This window comes from Mesorhizobium sp. MC2-1-1 (assembly GCF_057597255.1).
In genome coordinates, this window is sequence record NZ_CP195205.1 from 5,623,624 (window position 1) to 5,637,086 (window position 13,463).

At 61.7% G+C, this 13,463-nt stretch carries 16 protein-coding genes; 8 read left to right on the forward strand and 8 right to left on the reverse strand.

What is annotated here, in order from left to right:
- Positions 1–31 precede the first annotated feature (31 nt).
- The 7 genes from ACR64R_RS27690 to ACR64R_RS27720 form a co-directional block, all read right to left on the reverse strand.
- On the reverse strand, positions 32–1,108 hold the full coding sequence (locus ACR64R_RS27690; RefSeq protein WP_487359399.1) for a class I SAM-dependent methyltransferase: 1,077 nt from the start codon (positions 1,106–1,108) through the stop codon (positions 32–34).
- Positions 1,109–1,310: 202 nt separating this feature from the next.
- Positions 1,311–2,063 carry an NAD(P)H-dependent oxidoreductase gene (locus tag ACR64R_RS27695; RefSeq protein ID WP_487359400.1) on the reverse strand — a complete coding sequence of 251 codons (753 nt, stop codon included), beginning with the start codon at positions 2,061–2,063 and terminating at the stop codon, positions 1,311–1,313.
- Between the two features lie 25 nt (positions 2,064–2,088).
- Entirely contained in the window at positions 2,089–2,565 is a 477-nt protein-coding gene (locus ACR64R_RS27700) for a DoxX family protein (protein ID WP_487359401.1), read from the reverse strand.
- Positions 2,562–3,359, reverse strand: coding sequence for an HvfC/BufC family peptide modification chaperone (locus ACR64R_RS27705; protein WP_487359402.1), 798 nt, complete (start codon positions 3,357–3,359; stop codon positions 2,562–2,564). The genes ACR64R_RS27700 and ACR64R_RS27705 overlap by 4 nt, the downstream gene beginning before the upstream one ends.
- Entirely contained in the window at positions 3,346–4,371 is a 1,026-nt protein-coding gene (gene bufB, locus ACR64R_RS27710; protein ID WP_487359403.1) for an MNIO family bufferin maturase, read from the reverse strand. The genes ACR64R_RS27705 and bufB overlap by 14 nt, the downstream gene beginning before the upstream one ends.
- Positions 4,372–4,424: 53 nt before the next feature.
- Positions 4,425–4,694, reverse strand: a complete 270-nt coding sequence (locus tag ACR64R_RS27715) for a BufA1 family periplasmic bufferin-type metallophore (RefSeq protein WP_487359404.1) — start codon at positions 4,692–4,694, stop codon at positions 4,425–4,427.
- A 256-nt stretch (positions 4,695–4,950) separates the two neighbouring features.
- Positions 4,951–5,784 (reverse strand): patatin-like phospholipase family protein, encoded by an 834-nt coding sequence (locus tag ACR64R_RS27720; protein WP_487359405.1) that lies wholly within the window; start codon positions 5,782–5,784, stop codon positions 4,951–4,953.
- A gap of 218 nt (positions 5,785–6,002) precedes the next feature.
- Between ACR64R_RS27720 and ACR64R_RS27725 the strand changes: the two genes are divergently transcribed.
- From ACR64R_RS27725 to ACR64R_RS27750, 6 genes are all read left to right on the forward strand, one after another.
- Positions 6,003–6,257, forward strand: coding sequence for a hypothetical protein (locus ACR64R_RS27725; RefSeq protein ID WP_487359406.1), 255 nt, complete (start codon positions 6,003–6,005; stop codon positions 6,255–6,257).
- A gap of 190 nt (positions 6,258–6,447) precedes the next feature.
- Positions 6,448–6,723 (forward strand): hypothetical protein, encoded by a 276-nt coding sequence (locus ACR64R_RS27730; RefSeq protein ID WP_487359407.1) that lies wholly within the window; start codon positions 6,448–6,450, stop codon positions 6,721–6,723.
- Positions 6,724–6,895: 172 nt separating this feature from the next.
- Positions 6,896–7,810, forward strand: coding sequence for a LysR family transcriptional regulator (locus ACR64R_RS27735; protein ID WP_487359408.1), 915 nt, complete (start codon positions 6,896–6,898; stop codon positions 7,808–7,810).
- A 192-nt stretch (positions 7,811–8,002) separates the two neighbouring features.
- Entirely contained in the window at positions 8,003–8,485 is a 483-nt protein-coding gene (locus tag ACR64R_RS27740) for a cupin domain-containing protein (RefSeq protein WP_487359409.1), read from the forward strand.
- 88 nt (positions 8,486–8,573) lie between these two features.
- Entirely contained in the window at positions 8,574–9,776 is a 1,203-nt protein-coding gene (locus tag ACR64R_RS27745) for an MFS transporter (RefSeq protein ID WP_487359410.1), read from the forward strand.
- Positions 9,777–9,817: 41 nt separating this feature from the next.
- Complete coding sequence (locus tag ACR64R_RS27750; protein WP_487359411.1) at positions 9,818–10,282, forward strand: DUF302 domain-containing protein; 465 nt, start codon at positions 9,818–9,820, stop codon at positions 10,280–10,282.
- A 56-nt stretch (positions 10,283–10,338) separates the two neighbouring features.
- Here the strand turns inward: ACR64R_RS27750 and ACR64R_RS27755 are convergent, their stop codons facing one another.
- Positions 10,339–11,250: a LysR family transcriptional regulator gene (locus tag ACR64R_RS27755; protein WP_487359412.1), complete on the reverse strand. Its 912-nt coding sequence runs from the start codon at positions 11,248–11,250 to the stop codon at positions 10,339–10,341.
- Between the two features lie 252 nt (positions 11,251–11,502).
- Here ACR64R_RS27755 and ACR64R_RS27760 point away from each other — a divergent pair, with 252 nt between their 5' ends.
- Positions 11,503–12,285: a 3-hydroxybutyrate dehydrogenase gene (locus ACR64R_RS27760; protein WP_487359413.1), complete on the forward strand. Its 783-nt coding sequence runs from the start codon at positions 11,503–11,505 to the stop codon at positions 12,283–12,285.
- A gap of 22 nt (positions 12,286–12,307) precedes the next feature.
- Positions 12,308–13,459 (forward strand): patatin-like phospholipase family protein, encoded by a 1,152-nt coding sequence (locus ACR64R_RS27765; protein WP_487359414.1) that lies wholly within the window; start codon positions 12,308–12,310, stop codon positions 13,457–13,459.
- The last annotated feature ends 4 nt before the right edge of the window (positions 13,460–13,463 follow it).

Sequence of the window (13,463 nt, forward strand, 5' to 3'; positions counted from 1 at the left end):
CCTCCAATCAAATACTATTGCCTGAAGAACCTTACGGACGTGCCTCGAGAACCATGTTGAACGGCGTCTCCGTGGCGCGACGGAAGCGCTTGAAGCCGCCGCCGGTCACCACCTTGCGCAGCCTCGCCTCGCCGGCCTGGGCGCCGAGCCCGAGTCCGACTTCCTGGGAGAGCGATGCGGGCGTGCAGATGAAGGTGGAGGCGGCGTAGTAGATGCGGCCAACCGGGTTGAGGTTCGCCGAAAGCTGGTCGTGCGCGAAAGGCTCGACAATCATCCAGGTGCCATCCGGCTTCAGCGCCGTGTGCACATGTTTGGCCGCGCCTTTCGGATCGCCCATATCGTGCAGGCAGTCGAAGAAGGCCACGAGATCGTAGGTGCCGGGAAAATCCTTGGCCGACGCCACATCGAAGCGCGTGTTGCCAGCGACGCCTGCCTCCTTGGCAGCGGCGCGCGCCCGTTCGATGGACGGTGCGTGATAGTCAAAGCCAACGAAGCGGGAGTTTGGAAACGCTTTGGCCATCAGCACGGTCGAGGTGCCGTGGCCACATCCGACATCAGCGACATCTATGCCCCGCTCCAGCTTCTCGACTATACCGTCGAGCGCCGGCAACCAGGAACCGATCAGGTTGGCGTTGTAGCCCGGCCGGAAGAAGCGTTCGGTGCCGCGGAACAGGCAGGCGCTATGATCGTGCCAGCCCAGCCCCTTGCCGGAGCGGAAGGCCAGCCGCACCTTCTCCTCGTCGAGCCACAGCGCCTGCACGACCTCGAAGGCTCCGGCCATGAAGGCGGGGCTGTCCTCATTGACGAAGACCTGTTCCTGCTCAGGGCTGAGGTAGAATTTGTCGGCGGCCTCGTCATATTCGACATAGCCGGCGGGTGCCTGGGCCGATAGCCATTCGCGCACAAGTCGTTCCTGCGTGCCGGTCTTTTTGGCAAGCTGTCCGGCGGTCATTTTGCCGCCCTCGCTCATGGCCGCGAACAAGCCGAGCCTATCGCCCAGCAGAACCGCGGCTCCTGTGGTGATGGCGCCGAGATCGCCGACCATCTTTCCAAGCAGCGCCTCAAGCTTTTCTTGATCGGGTTGCGTCCCCTTATTGCGTTCCAGCATCGGCTTTCTCCTCCAGCTCGACCCCAAACACTTGCCATGGGCGACAAGCCAATTCCTTTCCGGAGAAGGCCTCGCCATGACATTCTGTTGTTCGATCCGCAGTAACTGACCGTTACAGGTTCACAGCAACGTGACCGCCTATGGGAATTCGCAGTGAGAGCAGGACTTCAAACCGCCGAGATACGAGCACGAGCGCCCTAGCTCAGGAACCTCCAGCTGGCGTGGCCTTTTCTGCCAGTGAACTGGACAACGCAGATTTCAAAACATGGCGGTTGTCGAAGTCCGCCAGCTTCGGATATGCGATCGTAGGAGCGTATGCGAGGCCGAGGACGCGGTCGCGATAACGATCGAGCCACATCTGGCGCTCGGCATCGCTGATGCGCGCCGGCGCGTGGACAAGGAAAGGCTCGATCACCGCGAAGCCGACGAAGTAGAGAATCCCGTGGTTGATCGGGAAAAGGATTGAATCGATCGGGCCGTTCAGTCCTCGGTTCGAATAGATCGGCGGCGGGCCGCCGATTGTGACGGAGCACATCGCGCGCTTTCCGGCGAATACGCCGCGATCATACCATTTGCCGCCGCCGTAGATGCGCCCGCCCGATGCGAAGACCCGATCAACCCAGCCCTTGAGAATCGCCGGCAGCCCGAACCACCAGAGCGGAAACTGGAGGATCAGGGCATCGCACCAGAAGAGTTTGTCCATCTCCGCTTGGATGTCCGAAGCAAATCCGTCGTGAACGGCAGCATTCGCTTCTTCGGCCTGCTGGCGATAGTAGCTTGCGTCGCGCACGGTCGTGAAGTTGCGCCGATCTGATACCGGATTAAAACCCATCGCATAAAGGTCCGAGACGACGACCTGGTGTCCCGTCGCAGAGAGCGCTAGCTCAGCCGAGCGGGTTAGAGCGCCGTTGAAGCTGCTGGGCTCAGGGTGAGCGTGAACTATGAAGATGCGCATCGTGCTCCCCCACCCCTCGGGATGCTCATCTACCAGACGCCGAAAGGGTTCGCTCGGCAATCTGGTCGAGCGAGAAGACGCCGGCGCCGCGTGTCAGCACCAGGAGCAGCAACGAGGCCCAGAGCAGATGCTCGGCCCAGTTCTCCGGATAGACGAAGATCTGGATGACGGAGACGACGCCAAGCAGCATCAGGGCCGCAAGGCGCGAGAACAGTCCGAAGAAGATCAGCACCGAGCCTGTGATTTCGGCGGTCGTCGCCAGCGGCGCAGCGATCGACGGGTCGATGAACGGCAGGTTGTATTCGTTGGCGAACAGCTGCAGCGTCACGGGCCAGGATGCAAGCTTGCTCTGGGCCGATTGCCAGAAGACATGTGCCACCGCCACGCGGGCGGCAAGTTGGACCAGCGACAATGGAATGTGCTCGGGCAGCTTGATGATGCGCCTGTAGAGGCCGACAAGGCCGGCCGGACTTGTCGAGGAATGATCTGATACTGCGGTCATGACTGTCTCCATGAGTTTGAGTGGGCGGTCGCGGCGGCTCGCACATTGGTGACGAGCCCGTCGCCGAAAAGGAGCACGAGCGCGGATACGAGATCGAAGCCAGGATCCAGCGCCAGGGCACGGCCAGCGGCTTGTTCAAGGCCGAGGCCATGCTTCAGGGAGTGCAGGAAGGCGAAGTTCGCACGATCGAGCTGGATAAGCCGGATGTTATCTCCCGCTCGCCACAGCGCCACGCGTTCTGCTCGTCTTGCCCAGGAGCTATGCCTGTCGGCGGCATCATGCTGATGTGCCGTCCATACGGAAAGAATCGACCAATGCGATACGATCAGCCTGAGCGACGGCTGCACCGAAATGTCGGGAGAAGTGCCCAGATCGATATTGTCATAGTCTCCAAGGCTGCGGGGTGGCAACGAAGCCGCATCGAGCGCCTCGGCTATGGCCCATTCGAGCCGCGCCGTTTCTGCAACGATCGGCATGTCGGACAGCGTGTCGATCGACTTGAGGAAGCGCGGGAAGCCGGCGCCATAGCGCGCCAGTCGCGATTCCCCCGGGGGATGGCGTCGAATGAACTCGCTCGCTGCGTAGCGGAAGAAACGTTCGTCGACCAGACGAACCGTGACCGGAAACACCGCCATCAGCACGGCGGTAAGGGAACTGCGGGTATTGTTCTGGTAGATGCGGAGGCGGGCCAATGGATCGGCCTTGCCGGCGGTCAGCGCTTTCGCGGCGATCGTTGGTTCCATGGCCAACACGGCGCGCGCCATTGTGGTCTGCAGGTGCTCAAGCGGCAGCATGGTATATCTCCTCAAGTGAGGGCGCCTGCGAGGAAACGGACGGTCTCTCGGATCTGGCAGCTGCAAACGCTGCAAGAACCGGCATGCTGGTTTTCGTTTCGTATTCGACAGGAAGGCAGATTGGCTTCGCCCGGGCTTTGGTAGTCTGCTCGCGTCGGGCGGCTTGCCTGCGGTTGAACATGATCGAAGCGGTCAGCATGTCGGCCCACATCGCTTCACCAAGCAGCACATCGAGAACCGGAACGTCGGTGTCCCACTCAATCAATGTCGGGCGCGGCCCGAGCCGGTCTATGGCATGTTGGTAGAGCGCCCAGACCACTGGCGGCACGCGCGAGCCGTGATCGTCGATCAGCACGGTGTCGGTCCCGACCTGGTTGGTCGCATGGCCGGCGAGGTGGATTTCACCGATAGCCTCCGCAGGCAGCGCGTCGATGAAAGCCTTGGCGTCATATTGCAGATTGTGCGCGGAAACATGGACGTTGTTGACGTCGAGCAGCAGGCCGCAGCCGGTCCGCGCCACCAGCGCCGCAAGGAACTCGGCCTCGTTCATCGAGGAGCCCGCGAATGCCAGGTAGGCAGACAGGTTCTCGATCAGCACGCGCCGCTTCAGCGTGTCCTGCAGCGTCTCGACATTGCGGGCAACGATCGCCAGCGCCTCATCGTCGTAGCGCAGCGGTAAGAGGTCGTTGAGATAGGCGCCGTCGGCGATGCTCCAGGCGAGATGCTCAGAAACGAGATCGGGCTGGAAGCGCTCACAGACCTTGCGCAGTCGCTCAAGGTGGTCGCGATCCAGGCCTTGAGCGCTGCCGAGCGACAGGCCGACGCCATGCACGGATAGTGGGTAGGTCTGGCGCAGCCTTTCCAAGGCTTCGACACCGGCCCCGTCACCCATATAGTTCTCGGCGTGGACCTCGAGCCAGCCCGCGGAGGGACGCCGTGTCAGCATCTCCGCGATGTGAGGCGAGCGAAGACCGATGCCCGCCGATGCGGGGATTGCGAGAGTTGAAAACATGCCGGACATCGGTCTCCTCCATTTTGGTCTGTTGGCTCGAGATGGAAGGTTGGTCAGGCCTTCGGCTTGTCGCTGCCGCCGGTGATCTTGGCGCAGCTGCCTGCGGGCACGTAGAGCCAGGAATCCGGCTGGTTGTCGGCGGTGGACGTGCCTGCGCAGGAATGCGTCGCGGTCTGGCAGTCGTTCTGGCCGGCCTTGACGACGCCGTAGCACTTCTCGAAGGCGAAGCCGGGCTTGGCGGCCGGGCCGCTATGTGCCGCTGTCGCGGCTAGCGTGGTGGCAGCCGCGAGGGCCGATCCGATGAGGGTCTTGGTGTTGATCACAGGCTTGTCTCCTGGTTGGCGTTTCGAGAGAAAGACCGGCCTCGAGGCCCGTCTGCAGATCAGTCTCTCCGATCGTGATGCCGAGCTGAAATGCTGTCTCGGCATGGAATTGATACGCGGTCACTATGTTCTGGACAGCGGTGCGAAAAAGGCCCTCCGGCCGGGGAACCGGAGGGCCTGGCGCCTGCATTTGGGAGTATGCGAAGCAGGCGCGGCTAGGCGGGAGGGAAGCGCCTAGATGTATTGGGTTCGGCAGTCAGACCGGGCGCTCGTCGGCGCACGAAAGATCGGCCACCAGCCAGTTTTCGACGCATTGCCGTCCCCTGTCGCGAATGTCAGTCAGCTCGCCCCAGTCGATCCAGGGTCTCAAAAGCAGCGGAGCTGCAGCTCGATATTGCTTGTCGAAGATCGTGTGAACCGCGGCGCATCCGATAGCACAATGGGTAGAGGCGACCCTGCGATCCGGACACCGTGCCACAAATATCGACGGCTTGCCGGTGACCACCACACGATGGCTGGCTCGGGCTGATGCCCGGGGCGGCACTTGTGAGATGTCGCCGTCGCCCCAATAGAGATCGCCGTCGATTTCGACGGCCGGACATAGGAACGGAACGGTGGCTGCCGCCACGATCGCGGCGACCGACAACTGCTCGCCCGAGAATATCTTCAAAGTGTCGCTGCGGGCGTTGACGGCCAGGACGCCCAGTTTCACCGGGCAGTCTTCGCCACGGATCTGCTCGAGGTCGATCGACTGTTCCAGCATCGATCGCAGCAGGCTCGTTCTGTCGATGGCAAACACCGAGGCATGGCTGACGCGCCGCCAGAAATTGGCGAGCGCCGTCCGCGCGCCGCGCCTGCCACCGACGCTCAGTCCATAGGCAAAGACCGCCGCTTGCATCGCCGCGAAGCCCGACGCGGTAACGCCGCTCACGTTGCAGTTCGGCTGGTCCAGCAGCCGGTCGAGCACACCCCAGACGAAAGCAGCATGCGCGTCGTTTGCCAGCACGATGTCGATCGTCTGGTCTTCGACATCGAGATGCGCCGCTGGCGCGGCTGCTGCGACTGTTCTCACTGCGGACTGAGCAAGCATGATCTGGTCTCCATCCCCAAGGTCGCCGGCGAGGGCGATTGGAGAGAGACTGCCGCATCTTCTTGTTCAGCCGAAATGCCAAGGTGGCATGAAGTCCATAGGCAGATTGCATTGGCTGCCCGTCATCACGCACCGCACTCTTCTTCCGGTTCAAGTCGGCGCCGCGCCGGAGCCACACCTGGAAAGGAGATTGAAACATGAGGAGACAACTTACCTGTGTGACCGCGCTTACCGCTGTTCTTGGCGCGAGCCCAGTTTCAGCCAACCCGTTCACCGACCTCGCTGCATTGCCGACGTTCTACACGGACGCCACGATGAAGACGATGAAACCGATGGCTGGGTTCAAGAAAGCCTGGTTCGCCCTGTCGAAGCATGACCGGGTTAAGATGACGAAGGCATGCAACGACCCGGCGATGCGCAAGCCCCATGCAGAATTCTGCGCCAATGTCCTCGCTATGGGCGCAGCCAACTAGTGACTGTGCCGGATAGCATCTGTGGATGCAGAACCTGCATAGTCTTCATACGCAGATGGCATTGGCGAGTTGGCGGGTGATCGCGGCAAGGTTCATACCAGCAAGGAGGAAGCCAGTAGTTCTGAATTGCTGTCAAACCAATCAAACGGTTGTCGATAGGACGACTACCTAACCAGAGAAGGACTTGAACATGAATCTCAAAGCTATCTGCCTCGGCGCTTTTGCCCTTTCCGTTGTTGGTGGCGTGGCCTTCGCCGGCGCCCTCGACGAACCCTCCAACATGCAGCCCTTCTTCACGGATTCCGGCATGCAGACGATGAAGTCGAGCGCCGACTTCGAAACCGCCTGGAAAGCGACGCCGAAGAACACGCAGGACGCGATGATGAAGGAATGCAACGACGCCGCCATGAGCAAGCCGCACGCACAGTTCTGCGCCCAGCTTTTTGCCCTGGGTCATCACAGCTGATAATCCCAGGGGCGTTACCCATAAGCTGGCAGTTGGATGGCGGGCCTAGGCCCGCCATCGTCGCATGACGAAACGGTATCGACTTTATAGCCCCCGCGCATTGGCATGACGCGGCACATTGCGGCAGTCTTCGAGCATGCAAATGCATCTATGCAGCTAAGGGACGATACGCATGGACATCCATCACATCCGCTACTTCCTGGCCGTTTGCGAGACCCGGAATTTCACGCGCGCTGGGGAAAGATGCAACGTTACCCAGCCGGCGCTGTCGCGTGCCATCCAGCAGCTCGAGGACGAGGTCGGCGGCCTGCTGTTTCGCCGTGAGCGGAACCTGACCCACCTCACGGACCTGGGCGCTTTGCTCCGCCCCAGATTTCAGCAAATCCTCGACGAGGTGACCGGCGTTCGCCAGGAGGCATCGAGGTTTTTGTGCCTCGAGAACGCAAATCTCAAGGTTGGGGTGATGTGCACCATCGGTCCGCGGCGATTTACCGGTCTGTTGACGGATTTCAACAGGCGCCAGCAAGGCATCCAGCTGCAGCTTGTCGAGGGCGTGCCGGCATCCCTGTCGCAGTTGCTGGAGGCGGGAGAAATCGATGTCGCCATCATGGCGTCCAGCAACAGTTTCCCGGAACGATTCGATGCCACGCCCCTCTATCGCGAGCGGTTCGTCCTCGCATTTCCCAATGGCCATCGGCTGGCCCGCAACGACAATGTCGCCATCTCGGAGCTCGACGGCGAAAACTACCTCCGGCGCCTGAATTGCGAGTATCGCGATTATCTGGCCGGCCTCTGCAACGAGCGCGGCGTGAAGCTCAGGATCTCCTACGCCAGCGAGCGCGAAGACTGGATTCAGAACATGGTCTCTGGCGGGCTGGGCATCTGCTTCATCCCTGAATTCAGCGCCGTTATCCCGGGCTTGCAGATCAGGCCCGTTATCGATCCGGAGGTTTGGCGGGAGGTATCGCTTGTCGTTGTGGCCGGCCGCCGGTTCTCGCCGGCAACATCAACCTTCGTCAACAGCGTCAAGGCGCATAGCTGGCCGGAAAGCGGCATCGATCTTTCGGTAAGGAAAACGGCCGCGTAGCAAGTCGAAGAAAAGAATCGGCGCCATGATTTATGTCGTGGCGCGAACTCCCGCGCCTGTATGATGATCCACGATAGTTTTCAGGTATCGATTTAAGAGCCAGTCAGCATTTCTCTTTCGACGAGGGTCCGGTCACTCTCATGGTCATGCCCCGCCTCACGCGATTGGGCACCGACAAAGGAGAAATACGAGATGGCTACCAAGAAACTCAACCTCGCGTTCGTGCTGGGCATGCTGTCAGCGACCGCAGCGTTTTCCGCGGCCCCGGCTTTCGCAGGCGACTGCCCCGCCGGCCAGACCGCCACCACCGATATCCAGGAACATCCCAGCAAGCCGGTCGGCGTCACCGACACCGTGCTTTCGGCAATCGATTTGAGCAGCAAGGGCGAAGCTTGGAAAGGCAACATGCTGCGCCTTCGCAAGCTCGTCGTTCAGCCCGGCGGCGTCGTGCCGTGGCATGAGCACAATGTCCGCCCGGCCAACATTCTGGTCGTCGAGGGCTCGATCACCGAATATCGCAGCACCTGCAAGGTCGGCATCGAACATCCGGCCGGCGACGTGACGGCCGAGTTCGGCCAGCTCGCCCACTGGTGGAAGAACAACGGCAAGGTTCCGGCCGTGCTCTATTCGGCCGACGTGCTGCCCCCGGCGATGCACGAAGACCACATGATGTGAGCCGCCCCGAGCGGTGAAGCGATCCCGACATCGGAAGCCAAAGGCCCTCCTCGGGCGATTGCCCGAGGACGTGGCGACGGAGCCTGTCATGACGACGAGTGAACGGACGGAACCAACAGAGGTTCGCATTTTTGCAGCCGACAGCTGGCGCTTCGGCCTGATCGCGCTGATTGCGTTCCTGACGCTAGTCGACCTGTTTGCCACTCAGGCGATCCTTCCGACGCTGGTGGTGAAATTTGGCGTCAGCCGCGCCACCATGGGCTTCGCCGTCAACGCCAGCACCTTCGGCATGGCGGTGGCTGGTATCGCCGTCGCGCTTTTTGGGCGCCGCATTGATCGCCGCAACGGCATCTGGATCAGTCTGGCAATCCTGGCGATCCCGACGACGCTGCTGTCGCAGACGGATAACATCGTTGTTTTTGCCTTGCTGCGCGTGGCGCAGGGCCTCTGCATGTCGACAGCCTTCACGCTGACGATGGCCTATCTGGCCGAGCATTTTTCCGCAAGGCAGACGACGAGCGCGCTTGCGGCCTATGTGACGGGAAATGTTGCCAGCAACTTTTTCGGCCGGTTGATGTCGGCGGCGGTCGCAGACACGTTCGGCATCTCCACCAACTTCCTGACCTTTGCCGCGCTTAATCTGCTCGGCGCCGCTCTTGTCTGGTTCACGCTGCAAAAGACCTCGGCAATGATGCGCGCCGACCTGGACGGCCAACCTGCCCGTGCCGCCTGGAAGGCCCCCTTGCGGAACGTCGAGCTGCGCGCCTGTTTCGCGATCGGCTTCCTGATCCTCTTCGTCTTCATCGGAACGTTCACCTACGTGAATTTTCAGCTCGTCGCGGCGCCGCTTTCGCTCACGCCGATGGCAATTGGCGCGGTCTATTTCGTCTTCCTGCCATCGATGCTGACCACCCCGCTCGCCGGCCGAGTCGCAGCGAGCCTTGGCCCCAAGGGAGGGATCGGGGCGACGCTTGCGCTGGCGATCGTCGGCTTGCTTCTGCTGCTTGTGCCAAATCTTCCGATCGTTCTCGCCGGGATGGCGCTCGTTGCCATCGGCACCTTCCTGGCTCAGGCGATCGCCACGGGACATGTCAGCCGGACTGCGTCGCGCGATCGCGCCGCTGCGAGCGGCGTCTATCTCGCGTCCTACTACGCGGGCGGGCTCGCCGGCGGCTTCCTCATCGGACAGATCTACGACGGTGTCGGCTGGACCGCATGCGTGGCCGTCCTTGCCGCGGTTCTCGCCGGTGCGATCGCGATCGCGCGCGTGCTGCGAACGCCAAAGGGCTGAGACTGAAATCGAAAACTAGCTATCCAACCAAGGAGACCGACATGACCAACCAACTCAAAATTCTGCTTGCAACCGCCGCCATGCTCGTGGCGATTGCCCTCCCGGCCGCCGCTTCTGACGGCGTCGTCACGGTCAAGAGCGACTATTCCGTCGCCGAAACCGTCGCCCGCATCAAGAAGGATGTGCTCAAGAAAGGCATCAAGTTCTTCGGCGTCATCGACCAGGCTCAGCTTGGCAAGAACGCCGGCAACGACGTCAGGCCGTCGCGGCTCGTCATGTTCGGCAATCCGGCGCTCGGCACGACGTTCATCACGTCGAATCCCGAGGCAGGGCTCGACTGGCCTGTGCGCGTGCTGGTCTACCAGACCGCCGACGGTTCGGTTTACGCCGCCTACAGCGATTTCGACTGGATCGCCAAGCGGCATGGCATCACGGATCGCCCCGCACAGTTCAAGATGGCGACCGAGGTCATTCAGTCGGTGACTTCAACCGTCAAGAAGAACTGACGGATGGGCACGTGGGTCGCTATCAAGTAGGCATACGACGATGCTGCCCGGCAAACCTACTCGGCGGCGGACAGCGCCTTCACCCGTTCGCCGAACCATTTCTTCTGCGTGGCTTCGCGCACCAATGCGCCGACCGCGGGCGAATGCCTGCGGCCGCGCACAGTGACGAGATTGACCTCACGCCAGAATTCCGGCTCCGTGATCGGCAGGGAGACCACGCCAGGGTGCTTGACGGTGTGCTCGGGCATGAAGCCGAAGCCAAGCCCCGCGGCGATCATCGCCAATGTCCAGTCGTCGCGATCGCTCCAGTAAACCGGGCTGACCGTAACGCCCTGCTCGGCAAGGATGGCATCCGCGTAGCCCGCAAACTCGCAGTTGTTGCGGTGGATGTAGCTTTCGTTGCTCATGTCCTTCACCCGCACAACGCGCTGGTTGGCAAGGCGATGTGCCAGGTGGACAGCCATCACCATCTGTTCCTGGAACAGCGGCAGGGAGTGCACTTCTTCATCGGGGACGCATGAGGGCAACGCGTAGATGGCGGCCTCGAGTTGCCCCTCGAGCAGCCTTTTCCTGAGGCTAACCGCGTCCGCATCGCAAAGATGCAACTCGACGCCGGGATGGTGCTCGCGCACAGCCGCGATGAGCTCGATGATCTCGTCCGGAGCGATGGTGCTCATGATGCCGACCTTGAGCGGCATCTTCTTCAGGCTCACATATTGCTCGGCAATCTGCTTTGCTTGGCGAGAGTTCTCGAAGACGCCTTCGAGATACGTCTCGACCATGCGGCCGAGTTCGGTGAGGTGAGTGAAACGCCGCTCACGATGGAAAAGCGGCCCGCCGAATTCATCTTCCAAGAGCTTGATGGCGCGCGACAGCGCCGGCTGCGTGACATTGCACTGCTCGGCTGCCCTGGTGAAATTTAACTCCTTGGCGACGGCCAAGAAGTATCGGACTTGGCTGATCTCCACTGCACGCTCCCCTCACTGGACGCGCATACGGCACGGCCCGCGTTGCCGCTCAATCTTACTAGCTGCCGTTACGTCAAACAACCCGACCGGTCGATCGACGTCCTGGGCCTGGAGCCAACGATCTGACCGTCAGCTATCGAATCCATGTCTCAACGGCATTTCCGCAGCTTGCGGCGGTTCACCATACTAATCCTCAGATCCAGAGCCGGCCCGCGCCGTGGCTCGCAGCCGCGCAATCAGAAGGACAAGACGATGCTCAAAGGCAAGACAGCGCTCATCACCGGTTCGACCAGCGGCATCGGGCAAGGCATTGCCGAAGCCCTCGCGGCCAAGGGCTGCAACATCGTTCTGAACGGCTTTGGCGACGCAGCCGAGATCGAACGGCTGCGGGCAAAGCTCGCGGCCGATCACCAAGTCACCGTTCGATACGACAGTGCCGACATGAGCAAGGGCGACGCAATCACCTCGATGATGGACAAGGCCATCGCCGAATTCGGCGCCGTCGACATACTGGTCAACAATGCCGGCATTCAGCATGTCGCGCCGATCGATGACTTCCCGGTCGAGAAATGGGAAGCGGTCGTGGCGATCGATCTCATCTCTTCGTTCTATACTATCCGGCGCGCGTTGCAGGCGATGAAGGCGCGCAAATGGGGTCGCATCATCAATGTGGCCTCCGCGCACGCGCTTGTGGCTTCTCCCTACAAGTCCGCCTATGTCGCGGCCAAGCACGGCGTCGCCGGCCTGACCAAGACCGTCGCGCTGGAGGTCGCCGAACAAGGCATCACGGTCAACGCCGTTTGCCCGGGCTACGTGCTCACGCCGCTTGTCGAGAAGCAGATACCCGATACGGCTAGGGCCCGCGGGATCACAGAGCAGCAGGTGATCAAGGATGTCCTGCTGGCCGCGCAGCCCACCAAACAGTTCGTCACCGTCGAGCAAGTAGCTGCGCTGTGTCTCTTCCTGGCGTCGGACGAGGCGGCCTCGATCACCGGCGCCGTGATGCCGATCGAAGGCGGTTGGACCGCTCACTAGACCTGCTCGAGGAGCGAAGGCCATGAACAAGATCACGCAAAACCTATCCGCCCCGCAAGCAGAACCGGCGACGGGACACCAGAGCGACGTCAAACGTCAGACGGTCCTTGTCCTTCAAGGCGGCGGCGCGCTCGGCGCCTATCAGGCCGGGGTCTATCAGGCGCTGGTCGAGGGCGGCATCGAACCGGATTGGGTCATAGGCACGTCCATCGGTGCCATCAACGCAGCGCTGATTGCTGGAAACCAGCCCGGCGATCGTCTGTCCAGGCTTCAGGAGTTCTGGGATGGCGTCAGCCGGAGCAGTCCATTCGACGAGTTTTTCCGGATGATGGTTCCGAGCAACGTCTTCGCCAATATGGGCACGGTGATGCGTGGCATCCCGGGATTCTTCGAACCGAACCCAAGCGCCATGTTTGGAGTGAACCGCGAGGTCGGTGTCGAGAATGCTTCCTACTACACCACGGATCCGCTCAAACGGACGCTGAACAATCTGGTCGACTTTGACTACCTCAACGGTCGCCATACTCGGCTGACGGTCGGTGCGGTTAACGTCAACACCAGCGAGCTCAAATACTTCGATACGCGCGAGATGATCCTGTCGGCGGCGCATATCATGGCGTCAGGCGCCTTGCCGCCGGCGTTTCCGGCGGTCTGCATCGACGGCGAGCCCTATTGGGACGGCGGCATCTATTCAAACACGCCGATTGAGGTGGTGCTCGATGCGCGACCCAGGCGAGACGCGCTGATCTTTGCCGTCAACATGTGGCAGCCCCGCGCCACCGAGCCGAAATCGATCTGGCAGGTCATGGGGCGGCAGAAGGACCTCCAATACGCCAGCCGCGGCCGGAGCCACGTTGCACGGCAGGAGCAACTGCATCGGTTGCGGCATGTCGTGCGCGAAATGGGAAGGCTCGTGCCCGAGGAGCTTCGCGAGGATCCGATGTTCAAGGAACTCGCCTCCTATGGCTGCCAGTCGGTCATGCACCTCGTCCGGCTGCTCTCTCCACGACTGGACGGCGAGGACCATACCAAGGACATCGACTTCACCCGCTCGGGCATCCGCACCCGCTGGCAGGCAGGATACGAGCATGGGCAGCGCGTTCTCACCGACAAGCCCTGGCAATGCGAGGTCGACATGCTGCAGGGCATCGTGATCCACGAATCCCAAGAGTGATGAG